This window comes from Clostridium vincentii (assembly GCF_002995745.1).
Taxonomy (GTDB): domain Bacteria; phylum Bacillota; class Clostridia; order Clostridiales; family Clostridiaceae; genus Clostridium; species Clostridium vincentii.
In genome coordinates this window covers 1-16,714 of the sequence record NZ_PVXQ01000006.1, presented here as the reverse complement: position 1 = coordinate 16,714, position 16,714 = coordinate 1, and the positions used below count along the sequence as shown (strand labels likewise).

Sequence of the window (16,714 nt, the reverse complement as noted above, 5' to 3'; positions counted from 1 at the left end):
TAATAAATGAAATTTATTTATATATTATAAAATGGGGATTAAGCCTAAACTTAATCCCCTAATTGTTATACTAATTCAAGTATAACCATTTCAGCTGCGTCCCCTCTTCTAGGACCTATTTTATATATTCTTGTATATCCACCATTTCTTTCAGTATATTGTGAAGCTACATTGTCGAAAAGATTTTTAACAACTGCTTCCTCTTGAACAAAAGTAAGAACTTGTCTTCTAGCATGAAGATCTCCTCTTTTAGCAAGAGTAATCATCTTTTCTGCAATTCTTTTAGTTTCTTTAGCTCTAGTTACAGTTGTTTCAATTTTACCATACTTTAAAAAGCTTGTAACAAGCCCTCTAAGCATCGCTCTTCTTTGGTCAGTAGGAAGACCTAACTTACGTTGAAGTGCCATACATTTACCTCCTTACTCGTCATTTAATTTCAAATATAATCCTAATTCTTTAAGTTTATGTTCAACTTCTTCTAAGGATTTCTTTCCTAGATTTCTAACTTTCATCATGTCATCCATAGATTTTGTTGCAAGCTCTTGAACACTATTGATACCGGCTCTCTTTAAACAGTTATATGATCTAACTGATAAATCAAGTTCTTCTACAGTCATCTCTAGGACTTTTTCCTTCTTATCTTCTTCTTTTTCTATCATTATTTCAACATCATTAGTGTTATCTGTTAATGACATAAACAATTTAAAATGTTCTATAAGAATCTTAGCTGATAAACTTATAGCTTCATCGATTTTTATAGTTCCATTAGTCCAGATTTCCAAAGTTAACTTATCATAGTCAGTAATTTGACCAACTCTTGTATTTTCAACAGTAAAGTTAACTCTTTTCACTGGTGTGTATATTGAATCCACAGCTATTGCAGAAATAGGTAGTTCTTCACTCTTATTTTTATTTTGAGTGACATATCCTCTTCCCTTATTAACTGTTAGTTCCATATAAAGTCTTCCTTCTTTGTCAAGTGTTGCAATATGTAAATCCTTATTAACAACCTCAACATCTCCGTCACTCTTTATATCAGCACCTGTAACAATGCCAGGACCCTTTGCGTCTATATAGATAGTCTTTGGACCTTCACCATTCATTCTTAAAGCTAAGGCTTTAATGTTAAGAACTAATTCTGTAACATCTTCCTTAACTCCTTGTACAGTAGAGAATTCATGAAGTACACCATCGATTTTTAGTGATGTTGTTGCCGCTCCTGGTAAAGATGATAATAAAATTCTTCTAAGTGCATTACCTAAAGTAATCCCATATCCTCTTTCCAAAGGCTCAACCGCATACTTACCGTAAGTGCCCTGCTCGTTCACTTCAATACATTCGATTATTGGCTTTTCTATTTCTAACATACACAAACCCTCCTTATTTTTTAAATGGCAACCTTATTTTGAGGGCAACTGATTCTATATTTACTGTAACAATTTGTTTATCTAGTAAATACTATTATATTACTTGCTATATAACTCAACGATAAGCGTTTCATTAACTGGAATCTCAATATCGTCTCTTGTTGGTTCAGCAACTATTTTGCCTTCGTAGTTTTCAATATTTGCTTCTATCCATTTTGGTAATGTTTTTGGATTTTCAGCGAATACTTTAAACTTTTCAGTACCTCTACTTTTTTCAGAAACAGAGATAAGGTCGTTAACAGAAACTTTATAAGAAGCAATGTCAACTTTTTTGCCATTCACTAAGAAATGTCCGTGATTTACTAATTGTCTAGCTTCACTTCTTGATGCACCATATCCTAATTTATAAGCTACGTTATCAAGTCTTAATTCTAGTAATTTTAATAGGTTTTCACCAGTAATACCAGTCATGTGTTCAGCTTTATCATAATAAGTTCTAAATTGGCTTTCTAACACACCATATATTCTTTTTGCTTTTTGCTTTTCTCTTAATTGAACACCATAGTTTGAAACTTTTTTCTTACTTGCTCCATGTTGCCCTGGTGCGTAGCTTCTTCTTGAAAAAGCACATTTATCTGTATAACATCTATCCCCTTTAAGGAATAGTTTCATACCTTCTCTTCTACATAATCTGCATGTAGCTCCAGTATATCTTGCCATTAATTACACCTCCTGTGATGGTTGTACTTAGACTCTTCTTCTCTTTGGCGGTCTACATCCATTGTGTGGGATTGGAGTAACATCTTTTATTAAAGTTACTTCTAATCCTGCTGCTTGTAGGGATCTTATAGCTGATTCTCTACCTGCTCCTGGTCCCTTTACATAAACTTCAACGCTCTTTAAGCCATGTTCCATTGCTACCTGAGCTGCTGTTTCCGCTGCCATTTGGGCTGCAAAAGGAGTACTTTTTCTTGATCCTCTAAATCCTAGAGATCCTGCACTTGACCATGTTAATGCATTTCCTACTGCATCTGTCAAAGTAATTATTGAGTTGTTGAAAGTAGACTTGATGTGTGCAGCACCATGCTCAACATTTTTTCTTTCTTTTTTTCTTCTACTCTTCTTAACTTTTTGAGCTGCCATTATCTTCCCTCCTTGCTATTTCTTTTTGTTTGCCATAGTCTTCTTAGGACCTTTTCTTGTCCTCGCATTAGTCTTAGTTTTTTGTCCTCTTACTGGAAGACCTCTTCTATGTCTAATTCCTCTATAGCATCCTATTTCTTGTAATCTCTTAATGTTTAAAGCAACTTCTCTTCTTAAGTCACCTTCAACATTTAAATTCTTATTGATATAGGTTCTAATTTCATTAATTTCTTCTTCAGTAAGATCTTTAACTCTAGTATCTAGATTTACTCCAGTAGTAGCTAATATCTTATGAGAAGTAGTTAATCCTATTCCAAATATATATGTTAGACCTATTTCAACTCTTTTTTCCCTTGGTAGGTCAGTACCTGCTATTCTTGCCATTAAAATTTACACCTCCTGGTAATTGAAATGTCTTAAAACAATTGATTGTATAGTATATAATAAACTTTTAGGCATTAGAGAAATACATCTCTATGTCAGCCGCTCGTAAAACCTAATTATTAAATTAATGCCTATATAATCATATTTGACTTTACTAAAAAAGTCAATAATTTTTGACTGCCTTATCTATATTTTCTATAATATTATTTTCTATCAGCCCTGTTTTTGCTTGTGCTTTGGATTTTCACAGATAACCATTACGTTTCCGTTTCTTTTAATGACTTTGCACTTTTCGCAAATAGGCTTAACTGACGGTCTTACTTTCATAGCTAGCCCTCCTTGTATTAGTACTGGCAGAGATTTTTCTCTACCTTATTTTGCTCTCCATGTAATTCTACCTCTAGTTAAATCATAGGGAGAAAGCTCCACAGTAACTTTATCTCCAGGTAAAATTCTTATAAAGTTCATTCTTAATTTTCCAGATATATGTGCTAGAATCGTATGGCCACTTTCAAGTTCGATCTGAAACATAGCATTTGGTAACGATTCTAGGACTGTACCTTGCATTTCTATAACATCATCTTTTGACATAAGGTAATCAATCCTCCTTAACAATGTTTTTTAGTTTTATGAATCTCTTAATTTTTAAATCAGTACCTTTATCACTCTTTGCGATAGCCTCTTTTATTTCATCATCTACTGCATATAAAAAGTTTAAATGTTTAACCTTTTTCTTCTTAGGGTTTCCCATTGTTTTAGTAATACCATTTGATAGTAGAACATACTCATTATCAATTTGCCTAATAACAACATATAGATGATTTTTATCTCTTCCTGCTTTTGAAAGTACCACTTTTCCAATCAAGTCATTGTTTTGCAAATTATTCACCTCGATGATTACCTTAGCATAAATCACACATTTATTATGTGAATTTATAACTAAGCAACACTCTATTTAATTAGTGTTAGTATTTCGGGTCCATCTGGTAAAATTGCAACAGTATTCTCATAATGTGCTGATAGGCTTCCATCACTTGTTACCACAGTCCATCCATCATCAAGTGTCTTTACTCTATGCCCCCCTATGTTTATCATAGGTTCTATAGCTAAAACCATACCTGTTTGAAGTTTTGGACCTCTACCTGGCTTACCGAAATTTGGTACCTCAGGATCTTCATGAACATGTTTACCTATCCCATGCCCAACGAAATCTCTTACTACTGAGAATCCCCAACCTTCTACATAACTTTGTATTTCATGTGAAATATCAGTTAATCTATTACCAACTTGAGCAAATTTAATTCCCTCAAAAAAGCAATCTTTTGTAACGTCTATTAATGATTGTGTCTCTTTAGATACCTTTCCTACTGAAAAAGTTCTTGCAGCGTCTCCATGGAATCCCTTAAGAAGTGCTCCACAATCAATACTGATTATATCTCCCTCTTTAAGTTCATAGAATCCTGGCATTCCATGAACTACTTGTTCATTCACAGATATACATAAAGAAGAAGGGAAGCCATATAATCCTTTAAAGGATGGCTTAGCTCCATGCTTAGTTATAAATTCTTCTGCAATCTTATCAAGATATACAGTAGTTATACCAGGTTTAACGCAATCCTCTACAAGTAATAGTGTTTCAGCTACTAGCCTTCCAGCACTACGCATAAGTGAGATGTCATAATCATCTTTTAAAATAATCAATTTTTATGACTTCCTAATATACTACAGATGCCTTCAAACACTTCATTAATAGCCTTTGTTCCATCTACTACTGAAAGCAAGTCTTTATTTTTATAGAAATCAATTAGTGGTTGTGTTTGTCTTTCATATACATCAAGTCTTTCTTTAACAGTCTCTTCAGCGTCATCTTTTCTTTGGACAACATCAGATCCACATAGCTCACACTTTCCATCCAATGCTGGATTGAATTTCATGTGATAACTCGCTCCACATGAGGGACATACTCTTCTTCCAGTCATTCTTTCACGAATAAAATCTCTAGGCACCTCTATTAATAATGCCGTATCTAGACTTTCTTCTCTAAGATGTAAGAATTTGTGAAGTGATTCCGCTTGACTTACTGTTCTCGGAAAACCATCTAATAAATACCCTTTCTTACAATCCTCTTGTTGAAGTCTATCTTTAACCATATTAATAGTAACTTTATCAGGAACTAATTGCCCCTTATCCATATACATTTTTGCTTCTATTCCAAGTGGAGTATTCTGTGAAATATTTCCCCTGAAAATATCTCCAGTTGAAATATGTGGTATGGAGTACCTATTACTAATTGATTTTGCCTGTGTTCCTTTTCCAGCTCCTGGAGGACCTAATAATACCATCTTCACGAGCATCATCTCCATTTTATAATCTATTTAAGGAATCCTTCATAATGTCTCATAACCATTTGAGATTCAAGTCTCCTTGAAAAATCAAGGGCTACACCAATAACTATTAATAAAGCAGTTGCTCCGAAGGATATATTCTTAAAATCTGAATATTGCTCTATTAAAATTGGAATTATTGCTAATAATGCAGCAAATAACCCTCCTATAATAGATACTCTTGCGACTACTTTTTCAAAATACCTAGTAGTCTGTTCACCTGGCCTTATTCCTGGTACAAACCCAGCGGATTTATTAAGATTCTCTGACATTTCTTCAGGTTTTAAAGTTGCCTCATTGTAGAACCAGGTAAAGAATACTGTGAACAAGGCATATACAACTGGATACATCCATGTACTCTTATTAAAAATACTATAAGAGCTAGTTAATATCCAGACTGACCAATCCTTATCCGGGAAAAATTTAGCTAATGCTTCAGGGGTCCCCATAAGCGACATTGCAAATATAATTGCAATAACAGCTGCACTTATAATACTAAGTGGTATATGCGTTGACTGTCCCTTCATTACTTTATTACCAACAGCTTTTCCTGCATATTGTACTGGAATTTTTCGTTCTGCCAAACTAAAATATATTGCTAATGCTAATAATACTAATACGCCAGCAAAAAATAATGTTAGGTCTACAATAGTTACAGTATCAGCTTGTTCTAATTGAATTAGATTGTTTATTGTTATCGGTAATCTAGAAACTATATTAACAAATATTAAAATTGATGTTCCATTCCCAAAACCTTTTACTGTGATTTGGTCTCCTAACCATATACAGAATACTGAACCAACTATTAATGAAAGTATTACAACTACATATTCAAAACTGCTTATCCCCGTCGCTCCACCTTTTTGTGAAAGAGATGCAACTACACCAATAGCAAGAAATATTGCTATTACTATCGCTAAGTAACGAGTGGCCTTCTGAATTTTTTTCCTTCCTTCTTCGCCTTCTTTTTGAAGTTGCTCTAATGAAGGAATTCCTATTGTAAGTAACTGCATAATAATTGAAGCATTAATATAAGGCATTACACCTAGGGCTAATATACTAAAGCTGCTAAAAGCACCTCCAGATATTAAGTCGTAGAAACCAAGCAATCCAGATTGAGTCATTTCTTTTAGATAGTCAGCATTGATCCCAGGAACAGGAATTTTTGTTCCCATTCTAAAAATCGCTACTAATGCTATCGTCCAAAACAACTTTTTCCTTATATCTGGAACTTTCCAGGCATTGCGTAAAGTTGATAACATCTTAAATCACCTCGACTTTGCCCCCAGCTGCTTCGATCTTCTCAATAGCAGACTTTGAAAGCTTGCATCCTTTTATATTTAAGCTTTTCTCTAAGTTTCCATTTGCTAATATTTTAACTCCGTCCATAATCTTGCTAATAACTCTTCTCTCTAACAATACTTCTGGAGTAATTTCTGTTCCATTTTCAAATATATTTAATCTGTCTACATTAATACTAACAATTCTCTTAGAAAATATATTTGTAAACCCTCTTTTAGGAAGTCTTCTGTATAGAGGCATTTGGCCTCCTTCAAAGCCAGGTCTAACTCCACCGCCTGATCTAGAATTTTGCCCATTTTCGCCTTTACCAGCGTTTCTTCCTAGCCCAGAACCAGTACCTCTACCCACTCTTTTTTGAGCATGCGTACTACCAGCTGGTGCCTTTAATTCATGAAGTTTCATATTTCAGTACACCTCCCTGTCTTATAGTTCTTCTACTTTTAATAAATAGTCTATCTTGTTAATCATACCTTGTATTTGAGGATTCACCTCATGCTCTACTGTTTTACCTATCTTTTTTAGTCCAAGGGCATTTGCAGTAGCGATATGGGTCTTCTTTCTGCCTATTAAGCTCTTTACTAATGTAACTCTTAACTTTGCCATCGCAATATACCTCCTAACCTAATATTTCCTCAACGGATTTTCCTCTTAACTTAGCTATATCTTCAACTGTTCTTAAGTTTGCTAATCCGTTGATTGTTGCACTAACCATATTCTTTGGATTATTTGAACCTAAAGACTTAGCTCTAACGTCCTTTACTCCTGCTAATTCTAATACAGACCTTGCTGGGCCTCCAGCAAGTACTCCTGTACCTTCTCTAGCGGGCATTATAAGTACCTTACCAGTACCAAATATTCCATATATTCTATGAGGAATTGTTGTTCCAACCATGGCAACTTCAACTAAGTTCTTCTTAGCATCTTCTATTCCTTTTTTAATTGCTACAGGGATTTCGATAGACTTACCCATACCAACGCCAACATGACCATTCTCGTCTCCGACAACTACAAGTGCGCTAAATCTAAAGTTTCTACCACCCTTAACAACCTTAGTAACTCTGTTTATAAAAACAACTTTTTCTTTAAGATCAAGTGTACTAGGATCGATTCTCATTTATTTCCCTCCTCATTTATTAGAATTTTAGCCCTGCTTCTCTAGCAGCTTCAGCTAATTGTTGTACTCTTCCGTGATAAATATAACCACCTCTATCAAATACAACTTCTTTAATTCCTTTTTCTATAGCTTTTTTAGCAACTAATGCTCCTACAAGCTTAGCTCCTTCTTTATTACCACCCTTAGCTGAAAAATCTTTTTCTACACTTGAAGATGCAACAACAGTTATAGCATTTATATCATCAATGATTTGTGCATATATATTCTTTTCACTTCTATATACTGAAAGTCTTGGTCTTTCAGGAGTACCGAAAACCTTCTTACGTACTCTAAGGTGACGTCTTACTCTTGTTAACTTTCTGTCTACCTTCTTGAACATAGAATTCACTCCTTTCTATTATTTCTTACCAGTTTTACCTTCTTTACGTCTGATATATTCGCCTTCATACTTTATGCCCTTACCTTTATATGGTTCTGGCTTTCTCCAACGTCTTATATCAGCAGCTTGTGCTCCAACCATTTGTTTATCTATTCCCTTAATTATAACCTTAGTTGGAACTGGAATTTCAAAAGTAATTCCATCTAATGCTTGTATTTCAACTGGATGTGAGAATCCAAGATTCATTACCATTTTATTACCTTGTAATTGAGCTCTATATCCCACACCAACTAATTCTAATGTCTTTTGATAACCTTCAGTTGTTCCAATTATCATGTTATTTATAAGCGCTCTTACTAATCCGTGAAGAGCTTTATGCTCTTTCTTATCACTGGGTCTAGTTACAACTACTTCGTTGTTTTCAACGGCTATATTAATGTCCTCGTGCATAGCTTTTATTAGCTCACCCTTAGGCCCCTTAACTGTGACAACTTTATCTGCTGATACAGTAACAGTTACGCCAGTAGGTATAGCTATAGGTAATCTACCTATTCTTGACATAATTTCACCTCCTGTTTTTCTTGTACAAATATTTATTTAATCTATTAGTATCTGAATAAAAAGTTACTACCAAACGTAGCAAAGTACTTCTCCGCCTAATCCTAATTTCCTAGCTTCTCTATCAACCATAAGTCCATTTGATGTTGAAATTACAGCAATTCCTAATCCATTAAGAACTTTTGGAGTATCATCTTTCCTGCAGTAAACTCTTAGTCCTGGCTTAGAAATTCTTTTTATGCCAGTTATAACTTTTTCTTTATTTGAACCATATTTAAGAGAAATTCTCAACATTGGAACAACTCCATCATTGTATTCATTAATTTCCTTAATATATCCTTCTTGTAATAAGATATTTGTAACACCCTTCTTTACGGTTGAAGAAGGTACCTCTACTACTTCATGTTTAACAGCATTAGCATTTCTAATACGTGTTAGTAAATCTGCTATAGGATCTGTCATAACCATTTAATGTGCCTCCTTTCGCTTAACTTAGTATATTACCAACTTGCTTTCTTGCAACCAGGAATTTGGCCCTTGTTAGCAAGTTCTCTAAAGCAAATACGGCAGATACCGAATTTTTTAAGTACTGAGTGTGGTCTACCACATATTCTGCATCTTGTGTATGCTCTTGTTTTATACTTAGGTGTTTTATTCCACTTTTCAATAATAGCCTTACGTGCCACGATTTTCCCTCCTTATTATAGAGCAAACGGCATTCCAAGAAATCTTAATAATTCTCTTGCCTCTTCGTCAGTGTTAGCTGTTGTTACGAAGATAATATCCATTCCTCTTAATTTATCGATTTTATCGTATTCCATTTCTGGAAATATTAATTGTTCCTTTATTCCTAACGAATAATTTCCTCTGCCATCAAAGGCTTTGCTGGAAACACCTCTAAAATCTCTAACTCTTGGTAAAGCGATTGACATTAGCTTATCAGCAAATTCGTACATTCTTGTTCTTCTTAATGTAACTTTACATCCGATAGCCATGTTCTCTCTTAACTTAAAGTTAGCTATTGATTTCTTTGATCTAGTTAATATAGGTTTTTGTCCAGATAAAAGAGTTAAATCATTAACTGCTGATTCTAAAACTTTTTGATTTTCTTTAGCTTCTCCGACACCCATATTTATTACTATTTTTTCAAGTTTTGGTACTTCCATTATGTTTTTGTATCCGAATTTTTCAATCATTGCTGGTATTATTTCTTTTTCATACTTCTCTTGAAGTCTTGCCATATTGAGTTACCTCCTTTCAGAATCTTAGAATGTTTCGCCACATTTCTTGCAAACTCTAACCTTAGCTCCGTCTTCTAATAACTTAGTGCTAATTCTTGTAGCAGTTTTACATTTTGTGCAGTATAACATTGTCTTTGAGCTGTTAATTGCAGCCTCTTTTTCTATAATAGCACTTTCAGCTTGTTTCTTAGTAGCCTTTTGGTGCTTCTTAATTATGTTAATCCCTTGAACAAGAACCTTTCCTGTTTTAGGATATACTTTTAAAACTTCTCCAGTCTTACCTTTGTCCTTGCCTGAAATAACTACAACTGTATCATTCTTTCTTACATGTACCTTCAAGTAAGCCACCTCCTTCTATTATAGAACTTCTGGTGCTAATGATAATATTTTATTAAATTCTTTATCTCTTAGCTCCCTTGCAACTGGTCCGAAGATACGAGTTCCTCTTGGTTGCTTATCATCTTTTATTATAACTGCAGCATTTTCATCAAACTTAATGTATGATCCATCTGCTCTTCTTAACCCTTTTACAGTTCTAACTATAACTGCTTTAACTACTTCACCTTTTTTAACAACTCCACCTGGTGTTGCACTTTTAACACTAGCAACTATAATATCTCCAATGTTACCGAACTTTCTCTTAGATCCGCCTAAAACTCTTATACACATAATTTCTTTAGCGCCTGAGTTATCTGCTCCCTTTAACACTGATTGTTGTTGTATCATAGAACTTATCCTCCTTTCAGTTTTAAAGCTTATTTAGCTTTATCAACTATCTCAACAAGTCTCCATCTCTTATCTTTAGATAATGGTCTAGTTTCCATTATTATTACTCTATCATTAAGTTTAGCTTCATTATTTTCATCATGAGCCTTAAACTTAGTAGTCCTGTTCATAGTCTTTCCATATAACGGATGTCTAACCTTAGTTTCAACAGCAACTACAACAGTCTTCTCCATTTTATCGGAAACAACTCTACCAACTCTTTTTTTCCTTAATCCTCTTTCCATTAGGGATACCTCCTTCCAGAATTACTGTTGAACCCTTAATTCTTCTTCTCTTAAAATAGTTTTTATTTGGGCTATAGATTTTTTTACTTCTTTTATTCTCATCGGATTTTCTAATTGTCCTGTAGCTAATTGGAATCTTAAGTTGAATAATTCAGCTTTAAGATCTCCTAATTTAACTATTAAATCTTGAGGATCATTTGTTCTTATTTCCTTAATTTCTCTAGCCTTCATTATTCTTCACCACCCATTTCCTCAAAATCACTTCTTGAAACAAATTTAGTTTTCACAGGAAGCTTGTGTGCTGCAAGTCTCATTGCTTCTCTTGCAATTTCTTCGCTAACTCCTGATAATTCAAATAAAACTCTACCAGGCTTAGTTACTGCTACCCAGAATTCAGGTGCTCCTTTACCTTTACCCATTCTTGTTTCAGCTGGTTTCTTAGAAACTGGCTTATCTGGGAAAATCTTGATCCAGAGCTTTCCACCCCTTTTGATATGTCTATTAATAGCAACTCTGGCAGATTCTATTTGATTGCTTGTTATCCAACCGCAAGTAGTAGCTTGAATACCGAAATCTCCATAAGCAAGGAAATTTCCTCTTGTTGCCTTACCTTTCATTCTACCACGTTGTACCTTACGATGTTTTACTCTTTTAGGCATTAACATGATCTATTCCTCCTTTCTATGCTTGAGCTTTTTCCTTATCAACCTTTTTAGTTGGAAGTACTTCTCCATTATAAACCCAAACTTTTACTCCAATTTTACCGTAAGTTGTATCTGCTTCAGCAAAACCATAATCAATATCAGCTCTTAAAGTTTGTAGCGGAATTCTTCCTTCATGATATTGCTCAGTTCTAGCTATTTCTGCTCCGCCAAGTCTTCCTGCACAAGCAGTTTTAACACCATTTACGCCATGTTTCATACCTCTTTGAATAGTTTGTTTCATAGCTCTTCTAAATGATATTCTTTTTTCTAATTGAGCAGCAATGTTTTCTGCCATTAATTGAGCATTTGAATCAGCGTTTCTAACTTCAACAATGTTTATTAAAACATTCTTTCCATCTACAAGATTAGTTATCTTCTTCTTTAATGCTTCAATCCCTGATCCACCTCTGCCTATAACTACTCCTGGTTTTGCAGTGAATATATTCAACTTAACTCTTTTAGCAGCTCTTTCGATTTCTATTTTAGAAATACCTGCTGAGAAAAGTTCTTTTTTAACAAATTTTCTAATAGTGTTATCTTCAATTAGGTTATCTGCAAAGTTTTTTTTGTTTGCATACCATCTTGAATCCCAATCTTTAATAACACCAACTCTAAATCCATGAGGATGTATCTTTTGACCCACTTATTTTCCCTCCTTCTTCTAAGCCCTTTCTTTAACAATAACTGTTATATGGCTTGATTTTTTAAGAATTTTAAATGCTTTACCGTGATCCATAGGTCTAAATCTCTTAAGAGTCGGACCTTGACCAACATATACCTCTGATACATATAACTTATCTGTATCAAGTGCAAAATTATTTTCTGCATTTGCAACAGCTGATTTTAAAACTTTGTTAATTTCTACTGCTGCTTCTCTTGGAGTGTATTGTAAAATAGCAAAAGCATCTTTAACATTTTTTCCTCTTATTAAACCAGTAACAACTCCCACTTTAATTGGAGACATTCTTACATATTTAGCTACAGCTTTAGCTTCCATTTATTTTCCTCCTTTCCAGGCAACTATATTATCTCTTTGATTTCCTATCTGTGTTCAAATGTCCTCTGAAAGTTCTTGTTAAAGCGAACTCTCCAAGTTTATGTCCAATCATATCTTCTGATATATATACAGGAAGATGTTTTCTTCCGTCATGAACAGCAATTGTATGCCCTATCATTTGTGGAAAAATTGTTGAACTTCTTGACCAAGTCTTAATAACTTTCTTTTCACTATTCGCATTCATTTCTTCAACCTTTTTTAATAGTCCCGCTTTAATAAAAGGTCCTTTTTTTGTTGATCTACTCACTAATACTGCCTCCCTTCTTAAACATCAGGCCGACAAGGTATAAAGAGAACTAGTTATTCTCCTAATACTACTTATCATTTCTTTTCTTAATAATGAATCTATCTGAATATTTTTTATTCTTTCTTGTCTTGTATCCAAGTGTTGGTTTACCCCAAGGAGTAACTGGACTTGGTCTACCGATTGGTGACTTACCTTCACCACCACCATGTGGATGATCGTTTGGATTCATTGCAGACCCTCTTACCGTAGGTCTCCATCCCATATGTCTCTTTCTTCCTGCTTTACCAATATTAACTATATCATTTGTTGAGTTAGATACAGTTCCTATTGTGGCTCTACATTCGATTCTTACATATCTCATTTCTCCTGAAGGTAGTCTTAAAGTTGCATAGTTACCTTCCTTAGCCATTAGTTGTGCTGAATTACCAGCTGATCTAACTAATTGACCACCTTTTCCAGTTTGTAATTCAATATTGTGTACAACTGTACCTACTGGAATATTTCTTAATGGAAGAGCATTTCCTGGTTTAATATCAGCATCAGCTCCTGATACTACTATATCTCCAACCTTTAACCCTGCAGGAGCTAGTATGTATCTCTTATCTCCATCAACATAAACTATAAGAGCAATGTATGCTGTTCTGTTTGGATCGTACTCTACTGAGCCAACTTTTCCAGAAATCCCATCTTTGTTTCTCTTGAAATCTATTATTCTGTATTTCCTCTTAGCTCCACCGCCTTGGTGTCTAACAGTTATCTTACCTTGAGCATTTCTACCACCATTTCTCTTTATTCCAACAAGAAGTGACTTCTGCGGTGAATTTGAAGTAATTTCTTCAAATGTTGGCATTGTCATCGCTCTTCTTGAAGGGGTAGTTGGTCTAAACTTTTTAACTGCCATTTGTTTTCCCTCCTTATTCACAGCTTATCTGGTGCTTCACACCAATAAATCACTTTAATATACTATTGTTGTAGTCCCTCAAAGAATTCAATACCCTTGCTTCCTTCAGCAAGTGTTATGATAGCTTTCTTGTAGTCAGCTCTCTTTCCTACATGTACGCCCATTCTTTTAGTTTTTCCCATAGTTCTTAAAGTTTGAACATTGGCTACTTTAACGCCAAATACTTCTTCAACTGCTCTCTTTATTTGAGACTTATTTGTGTTGATTTGAACTATGAAAGTGTACTTATTTTCTGCCATAGCTGTCATAGTTTTTTCAGTTATAACAGGTTTTCTTATTATATCATGGCTTGTAATCTTCATTATGCGTACACCTCCTCAATAATTGATACAGCATCTTTGGTCATGATTAACTTCTCATACTTTAATAAATCATAAACATTGATGTTATTTGCAGGCATTACGGTAACTCCTGCTATGTTTCTAGCTGATTTGTAAGCTATTTCATCAGACTCAGCAGTTACTATTAACATTTTCTTAAAACCTAATGTTTTAATCATTTCAGTAACTTGCTTAGTGTTGATAGCAGCAAAAGCTAAATCTTCCATAACAATCATTTCATCTGCCATTACTTTACTAGTTAAAGCAGATTTAAGAGCTACTCTTCTCATGCTCTTAGGTACTGATATCCTGTAATCTCTTGGCTTTGGTGCGAATACAATTCCACCCTTAACCCATTGTGGTGCTCTGATTGAGCCCTGTCTAGCTCTACCAGTTCCCTTTTGTCTCCAAGGCTTAATTCCGCCTCCTCTGACTTCAGCTCTTGTCTTAGCTGATTGAGTCCCTTGTCTCTTATTTGCAAGTAATGCAACAACAACTTGGTGTACTGCATCTTGATTTACTTCAACTCCGAAAATTCCTTCACTTAATTGAAAATCTCCAACTTGCTTTCCTTCTTTATTAAATAATCCTACTGTAGGCATCCCGCTTCCTCCTTTCTTACAGAAATTAAGCCTTAACTGCGTTTCTTATTACTACTGTACCTTTATTAGGTCCTGGGATTGCGCCCTTAATTAGTATTAAGTTTTTTTCAGCTATAACCTTAACTACTTCTAAATTTATTATAGTTTTATTTTGTGCTCCCATATGCCCTGGCATATGTTTATTTTTAAATGTCTTTGATGGATCTGAAGATGCTCCCATAGAACCTGGTGCTCTGTGGAACTTAGATCCATGAGACATAGGTCCTCTTGCTGCATGCCATCTTTTTATAACTCCTTGAAATCCCTTACCTTTAGAAACTCCTGATACGTCAATTTTGTCTCCTGCAACAAATATTTCAGCAGTGATTTCTTCTCCTACTTTGTATCCACTACAATCCTCAAGTCTAAATTCCTTAAGAGTTCTTCTTAAAGATGCTCCAGCCTTAACAAATTGACCTTTAGTTGGCTTGTTAACTAACTTTTCTCTTATGTCTCCAAAACCTACTTTTATTGCTTCATAGCCGTCCTTTTCAATTGTTTTCTTCTGGATAACAACACATGGACCAGCTTCTACTACTGTTACAGGAATTACTTTTCCATCCTCATTGAATATTTGAGTCATTCCTATCTTTCTACCAATAATAGCTTTTTTCATTGTACTTACACCTCCTAAACTAATTAGCGGATTGCTATGCAATCATAATAGCTCATTGTTTATTCTAAAACTATTTGCTGCTAAAGCTTGATTTCGATATCTACCCCAGCCGGTAAATTTAACCTCATTAATGCATCAACTGTTTTAGGTGATGGATTAATTATATCGATTAGTCTCTTGTGAGTCCTTATTTCGAACTGTTCTCTAGCATCTTTGTACTTATGAACTGCTCTTAATACTGTTATGATATCTTTTTCTGTTGGTAATGGTACTGGTCCTGCAACCTTAGCACCTGTTGACTTAGCAGTCTCTACGATTTTTTCAGCAGATTGATCTAATATTGTGTGATCAAAAGCTTTTAATCTGATTCTTATTTTTTGTTTTGACATCTTGGTTTCCCTCCTTTTCATGTACGCTTTACTTCGAGCGCACAACAGCGTTTATTCTATAAACTGTTCCTAGTGTTTCTACCATCAGAACAAAATATAGTATCACTGTCGTCGGATTCTAGATCCAGACATACTCCTCAAGAATAACCCGGAAGTCCGGCAACCTCTTGATTAATTGCTACTTTTTCTGCAACTTCTATATTATACTATTATTAATTAATGTTTTCAAGTTTTTTTTACTATATTATTATCTTTTTATTCAGAAATTTATTTTATCTGATTTATTATTTTCATATCTTATTAAAATATTATCTATTTATTACCCTTTTATGCTTTATAGTGATTACAAATATCTTTACTGCTAAAAAAATAGAAGTTAAGATAAAATCTCAACTTCTATTTTTAATAATAAGATTGTTAGATGCATCTAACTTTCATATTTTAATTAGAATTATTCTAGAACGATGCTAGTAACAACACCTGATCCTACAGTTCTTCCACCTTCTCTAATTGCGAATCTTAATCCCTCATCCATTGCTACTTGAGTAATTAATTCAACAACCATATCTATGTGGTCTCCTGGCATTACCATTTCCATTCCATCTGGTAATTTAATTGATCCTGTTACATCTGTTGTTCTGAAATAAAATTGTGGTCTATATCCATCGAAGAATGGTGTATGTCTTCCGCCTTCTTCTTTCTTTAGTACATATACTTGACCTACAAACTTTTTATGTGGATGTACTGTTCCTGGCTTTGCTAACACTTGACCTCTTTCTACATCTGTTCTTTGTATTCCTCTTAATAATGCTCCTACGTTATCTCCTGCTCTCGCGTCGTCTAATAACTTTCTGAACATTTCTATTCCTGTTACTATTGTCTTCTTCTTTTCTTCAC

At 34.3% G+C, this 16,714-nt stretch carries 33 protein-coding genes; all 33 read right to left on the bottom strand.

The window, feature by feature from the left end; genetic code table 11:
* Positions 1–65: 65 nt before the first annotated feature.
* Positions 66–407: a 50S ribosomal protein L17 gene (gene rplQ / locus CLVI_RS03985; protein WP_106058831.1), complete on the bottom strand. Its 342-nt coding sequence runs from the start codon at positions 405–407 to the stop codon at positions 66–68.
* Positions 408–419: 12 nt separating this feature from the next.
* Complete coding sequence (locus CLVI_RS03980; RefSeq protein ID WP_106058830.1) at positions 420–1,367, bottom strand: DNA-directed RNA polymerase subunit alpha; 948 nt, start codon at positions 1,365–1,367, stop codon at positions 420–422.
* A 99-nt stretch (positions 1,368–1,466) separates the two neighbouring features.
* Positions 1,467–2,087: a 30S ribosomal protein S4 gene (gene rpsD, locus CLVI_RS03975; protein WP_106058829.1), complete on the bottom strand. Its 621-nt coding sequence runs from the start codon at positions 2,085–2,087 to the stop codon at positions 1,467–1,469.
* 27 nt (positions 2,088–2,114) lie between these two features.
* Complete coding sequence (gene rpsK / locus CLVI_RS03970) at positions 2,115–2,510, bottom strand: 30S ribosomal protein S11 (protein ID WP_106058828.1); 396 nt, start codon at positions 2,508–2,510, stop codon at positions 2,115–2,117.
* 15 nt (positions 2,511–2,525) lie between these two features.
* Positions 2,526–2,894: a 30S ribosomal protein S13 gene (gene rpsM, locus CLVI_RS03965; RefSeq protein WP_106058827.1), complete on the bottom strand. Its 369-nt coding sequence runs from the start codon at positions 2,892–2,894 to the stop codon at positions 2,526–2,528.
* Positions 2,895–3,107: 213 nt separating this feature from the next.
* Positions 3,108–3,221: a 50S ribosomal protein L36 gene (rpmJ, locus tag CLVI_RS03960; RefSeq protein WP_106058826.1), complete on the bottom strand. Its 114-nt coding sequence runs from the start codon at positions 3,219–3,221 to the stop codon at positions 3,108–3,110.
* A gap of 45 nt (positions 3,222–3,266) precedes the next feature.
* The gene (gene infA / locus CLVI_RS03955; RefSeq protein WP_106058825.1) at positions 3,267–3,485 is read right to left on the bottom strand and encodes a translation initiation factor IF-1; all 219 of its coding nucleotides are present in this window, start codon (positions 3,483–3,485) and stop codon (positions 3,267–3,269) included.
* A 7-nt stretch (positions 3,486–3,492) separates the two neighbouring features.
* Positions 3,493–3,774 carry a KOW domain-containing RNA-binding protein gene (locus CLVI_RS03950; RefSeq protein WP_106058824.1) on the bottom strand — a complete coding sequence of 94 codons (282 nt, stop codon included), beginning with the start codon at positions 3,772–3,774 and terminating at the stop codon, positions 3,493–3,495.
* Positions 3,775–3,845: 71 nt separating this feature from the next.
* On the bottom strand, positions 3,846–4,595 hold the full coding sequence (gene map / locus CLVI_RS03945) for a type I methionyl aminopeptidase (protein ID WP_106058823.1): 750 nt from the start codon (positions 4,593–4,595) through the stop codon (positions 3,846–3,848).
* Positions 4,592–5,242, bottom strand: coding sequence for an adenylate kinase (locus CLVI_RS03940; protein WP_106058822.1), 651 nt, complete (start codon positions 5,240–5,242; stop codon positions 4,592–4,594). Before CLVI_RS03940 ends, map begins: the two co-directional genes overlap by 4 nt.
* 23 nt (positions 5,243–5,265) lie before the next feature.
* Positions 5,266–6,540, bottom strand: coding sequence for a preprotein translocase subunit SecY (gene secY, locus CLVI_RS03935; RefSeq protein WP_106058821.1), 1,275 nt, complete (start codon positions 6,538–6,540; stop codon positions 5,266–5,268).
* A gap of 1 nt (position 6,541) precedes the next feature.
* A complete protein-coding gene (gene rplO, locus CLVI_RS03930) occupies positions 6,542–6,982 on the bottom strand; it encodes a 50S ribosomal protein L15 (RefSeq protein ID WP_106058820.1) in 441 nt (146 codons plus the stop codon).
* A 21-nt stretch (positions 6,983–7,003) separates the two neighbouring features.
* A complete protein-coding gene (gene rpmD / locus CLVI_RS03925) occupies positions 7,004–7,183 on the bottom strand; it encodes a 50S ribosomal protein L30 (RefSeq protein ID WP_106058819.1) in 180 nt (59 codons plus the stop codon).
* A gap of 13 nt (positions 7,184–7,196) precedes the next feature.
* The gene (gene rpsE, locus CLVI_RS03920) at positions 7,197–7,694 is read right to left on the bottom strand and encodes a 30S ribosomal protein S5 (protein WP_106058818.1); all 498 of its coding nucleotides are present in this window, start codon (positions 7,692–7,694) and stop codon (positions 7,197–7,199) included.
* Positions 7,695–7,713: 19 nt separating this feature from the next.
* On the bottom strand, positions 7,714–8,073 hold the full coding sequence (rplR, locus tag CLVI_RS03915) for a 50S ribosomal protein L18 (protein ID WP_106058817.1): 360 nt from the start codon (positions 8,071–8,073) through the stop codon (positions 7,714–7,716).
* 18 nt (positions 8,074–8,091) lie between these two features.
* Positions 8,092–8,634 carry a 50S ribosomal protein L6 gene (rplF, locus tag CLVI_RS03910; protein ID WP_106058816.1) on the bottom strand — a complete coding sequence of 181 codons (543 nt, stop codon included), beginning with the start codon at positions 8,632–8,634 and terminating at the stop codon, positions 8,092–8,094.
* A gap of 66 nt (positions 8,635–8,700) precedes the next feature.
* Complete coding sequence (gene rpsH / locus CLVI_RS03905; protein ID WP_106058815.1) at positions 8,701–9,099, bottom strand: 30S ribosomal protein S8; 399 nt, start codon at positions 9,097–9,099, stop codon at positions 8,701–8,703.
* 32 nt (positions 9,100–9,131) lie between these two features.
* A complete protein-coding gene (locus tag CLVI_RS03900; protein WP_106058814.1) occupies positions 9,132–9,317 on the bottom strand; it encodes a type Z 30S ribosomal protein S14 in 186 nt (61 codons plus the stop codon).
* A 15-nt stretch (positions 9,318–9,332) separates the two neighbouring features.
* Positions 9,333–9,872, bottom strand: coding sequence for a 50S ribosomal protein L5 (gene rplE / locus CLVI_RS03895; protein WP_106058813.1), 540 nt, complete (start codon positions 9,870–9,872; stop codon positions 9,333–9,335).
* Positions 9,873–9,896: 24 nt separating this feature from the next.
* Positions 9,897–10,211, bottom strand: coding sequence for a 50S ribosomal protein L24 (gene rplX, locus CLVI_RS03890; RefSeq protein ID WP_106058812.1), 315 nt, complete (start codon positions 10,209–10,211; stop codon positions 9,897–9,899).
* Positions 10,212–10,229: 18 nt separating this feature from the next.
* Complete coding sequence (gene rplN / locus CLVI_RS03885; protein ID WP_106058811.1) at positions 10,230–10,598, bottom strand: 50S ribosomal protein L14; 369 nt, start codon at positions 10,596–10,598, stop codon at positions 10,230–10,232.
* 29 nt (positions 10,599–10,627) lie between these two features.
* A complete protein-coding gene (gene rpsQ, locus CLVI_RS03880) occupies positions 10,628–10,882 on the bottom strand; it encodes a 30S ribosomal protein S17 (RefSeq protein ID WP_106058810.1) in 255 nt (84 codons plus the stop codon).
* 21 nt (positions 10,883–10,903) lie between these two features.
* A complete protein-coding gene (gene rpmC / locus CLVI_RS03875) occupies positions 10,904–11,113 on the bottom strand; it encodes a 50S ribosomal protein L29 (RefSeq protein ID WP_106058809.1) in 210 nt (69 codons plus the stop codon).
* Positions 11,113–11,547: a 50S ribosomal protein L16 gene (rplP, locus tag CLVI_RS03870; RefSeq protein ID WP_106058808.1), complete on the bottom strand. Its 435-nt coding sequence runs from the start codon at positions 11,545–11,547 to the stop codon at positions 11,113–11,115. Before rplP ends, rpmC begins: the two co-directional genes overlap by 1 nt.
* A gap of 16 nt (positions 11,548–11,563) precedes the next feature.
* On the bottom strand, positions 11,564–12,229 hold the full coding sequence (gene rpsC, locus CLVI_RS03865; protein WP_106058807.1) for a 30S ribosomal protein S3: 666 nt from the start codon (positions 12,227–12,229) through the stop codon (positions 11,564–11,566).
* Between the two features lie 18 nt (positions 12,230–12,247).
* A complete protein-coding gene (gene rplV, locus CLVI_RS03860) occupies positions 12,248–12,583 on the bottom strand; it encodes a 50S ribosomal protein L22 (protein WP_106058806.1) in 336 nt (111 codons plus the stop codon).
* Between the two features lie 28 nt (positions 12,584–12,611).
* Positions 12,612–12,890 carry a 30S ribosomal protein S19 gene (gene rpsS, locus CLVI_RS03855; RefSeq protein ID WP_106058805.1) on the bottom strand — a complete coding sequence of 93 codons (279 nt, stop codon included), beginning with the start codon at positions 12,888–12,890 and terminating at the stop codon, positions 12,612–12,614.
* Between the two features lie 67 nt (positions 12,891–12,957).
* Positions 12,958–13,791 (bottom strand): 50S ribosomal protein L2, encoded by an 834-nt coding sequence (gene rplB, locus CLVI_RS03850; protein WP_106058804.1) that lies wholly within the window; start codon positions 13,789–13,791, stop codon positions 12,958–12,960.
* Between the two features lie 62 nt (positions 13,792–13,853).
* The gene (gene rplW, locus CLVI_RS03845; protein WP_106058803.1) at positions 13,854–14,153 is read right to left on the bottom strand and encodes a 50S ribosomal protein L23; all 300 of its coding nucleotides are present in this window, start codon (positions 14,151–14,153) and stop codon (positions 13,854–13,856) included.
* Positions 14,153–14,773: a 50S ribosomal protein L4 gene (gene rplD / locus CLVI_RS03840; RefSeq protein WP_106058802.1), complete on the bottom strand. Its 621-nt coding sequence runs from the start codon at positions 14,771–14,773 to the stop codon at positions 14,153–14,155. Before rplD ends, rplW begins: the two co-directional genes overlap by 1 nt.
* A 25-nt stretch (positions 14,774–14,798) precedes the next feature.
* The gene (gene rplC, locus CLVI_RS03835) at positions 14,799–15,428 is read right to left on the bottom strand and encodes a 50S ribosomal protein L3 (protein WP_106058801.1); all 630 of its coding nucleotides are present in this window, start codon (positions 15,426–15,428) and stop codon (positions 14,799–14,801) included.
* 80 nt (positions 15,429–15,508) lie between these two features.
* A complete protein-coding gene (rpsJ, locus tag CLVI_RS03830) occupies positions 15,509–15,817 on the bottom strand; it encodes a 30S ribosomal protein S10 (protein WP_106058800.1) in 309 nt (102 codons plus the stop codon).
* Between the two features lie 451 nt (positions 15,818–16,268).
* A partial coding sequence (locus CLVI_RS03825; protein WP_242980548.1) for an EF-Tu C-terminal domain-related protein occupies positions 16,269–16,714 on the bottom strand: 446 nt, incomplete at its 5' end.

Coding starts and splice junctions, on each gene's coding strand:
- rplQ (WP_106058831.1), bottom strand. CDS start 407: ATGGCACTTCAACGTAAGTTAGGTCTTCCTACTGACCAAAGAAGAGCG.
- CLVI_RS03980 (WP_106058830.1), bottom strand. CDS start 1,367: ATGTTAGAAATAGAAAAGCCAATAATCGAATGTATTGAAGTGAACGAG.
- rpsD (WP_106058829.1), bottom strand. CDS start 2,087: ATGGCAAGATATACTGGAGCTACATGCAGATTATGTAGAAGAGAAGGT.
- rpsK (WP_106058828.1), bottom strand. CDS start 2,510: ATGGCAGCTCAAAAAGTTAAGAAGAGTAGAAGAAAAAAAGAAAGAAAA.
- rpsM (WP_106058827.1), bottom strand. CDS start 2,894: ATGGCAAGAATAGCAGGTACTGACCTACCAAGGGAAAAAAGAGTTGAA.
- rpmJ (WP_106058826.1), bottom strand. CDS start 3,221: ATGAAAGTAAGACCGTCAGTTAAGCCTATTTGCGAAAAGTGCAAAGTC.
- infA (WP_106058825.1), bottom strand. CDS start 3,485: ATGTCAAAAGATGATGTTATAGAAATGCAAGGTACAGTCCTAGAATCG.
- secY (WP_106058821.1), bottom strand. CDS start 6,540: ATGTTATCAACTTTACGCAATGCCTGGAAAGTTCCAGATATAAGGAAA.
- rplO (WP_106058820.1), bottom strand. CDS start 6,982: ATGAAACTTCATGAATTAAAGGCACCAGCTGGTAGTACGCATGCTCAA.
- rpmD (WP_106058819.1), bottom strand. CDS start 7,183: ATGGCAAAGTTAAGAGTTACATTAGTAAAGAGCTTAATAGGCAGAAAG.
- rpsE (WP_106058818.1), bottom strand. CDS start 7,694: ATGAGAATCGATCCTAGTACACTTGATCTTAAAGAAAAAGTTGTTTTT.
- rplR (WP_106058817.1), bottom strand. CDS start 8,073: ATGTTCAAGAAGGTAGACAGAAAGTTAACAAGAGTAAGACGTCACCTT.
- rplF (WP_106058816.1), bottom strand. CDS start 8,634: ATGTCAAGAATAGGTAGATTACCTATAGCTATACCTACTGGCGTAACT.
- rpsH (WP_106058815.1), bottom strand. CDS start 9,099: ATGGTTATGACAGATCCTATAGCAGATTTACTAACACGTATTAGAAAT.
- rplE (WP_106058813.1), bottom strand. CDS start 9,872: ATGGCAAGACTTCAAGAGAAGTATGAAAAAGAAATAATACCAGCAATG.
- rplN (WP_106058811.1), bottom strand. CDS start 10,598: ATGATACAACAACAATCAGTGTTAAAGGGAGCAGATAACTCAGGCGCT.
- rpsQ (WP_106058810.1), bottom strand. CDS start 10,882: ATGGAAAGAGGATTAAGGAAAAAAAGAGTTGGTAGAGTTGTTTCCGAT.
- rpmC (WP_106058809.1), bottom strand. CDS start 11,113: ATGAAGGCTAGAGAAATTAAGGAAATAAGAACAAATGATCCTCAAGAT.
- rplP (WP_106058808.1), bottom strand. CDS start 11,547: ATGTTAATGCCTAAAAGAGTAAAACATCGTAAGGTACAACGTGGTAGA.
- rplV (WP_106058806.1), bottom strand. CDS start 12,583: ATGGAAGCTAAAGCTGTAGCTAAATATGTAAGAATGTCTCCAATTAAA.
- rplB (WP_106058804.1), bottom strand. CDS start 13,791: ATGGCAGTTAAAAAGTTTAGACCAACTACCCCTTCAAGAAGAGCGATG.
- rplW (WP_106058803.1), bottom strand. CDS start 14,153: ATGAAGATTACAAGCCATGATATAATAAGAAAACCTGTTATAACTGAA.
- rplD (WP_106058802.1), bottom strand. CDS start 14,773: ATGCCTACAGTAGGATTATTTAATAAAGAAGGAAAGCAAGTTGGAGAT.
- rplC (WP_106058801.1), bottom strand. CDS start 15,428: ATGAAAAAAGCTATTATTGGTAGAAAGATAGGAATGACTCAAATATTC.
- rpsJ (WP_106058800.1), bottom strand. CDS start 15,817: ATGTCAAAACAAAAAATAAGAATCAGATTAAAAGCTTTTGATCACACA.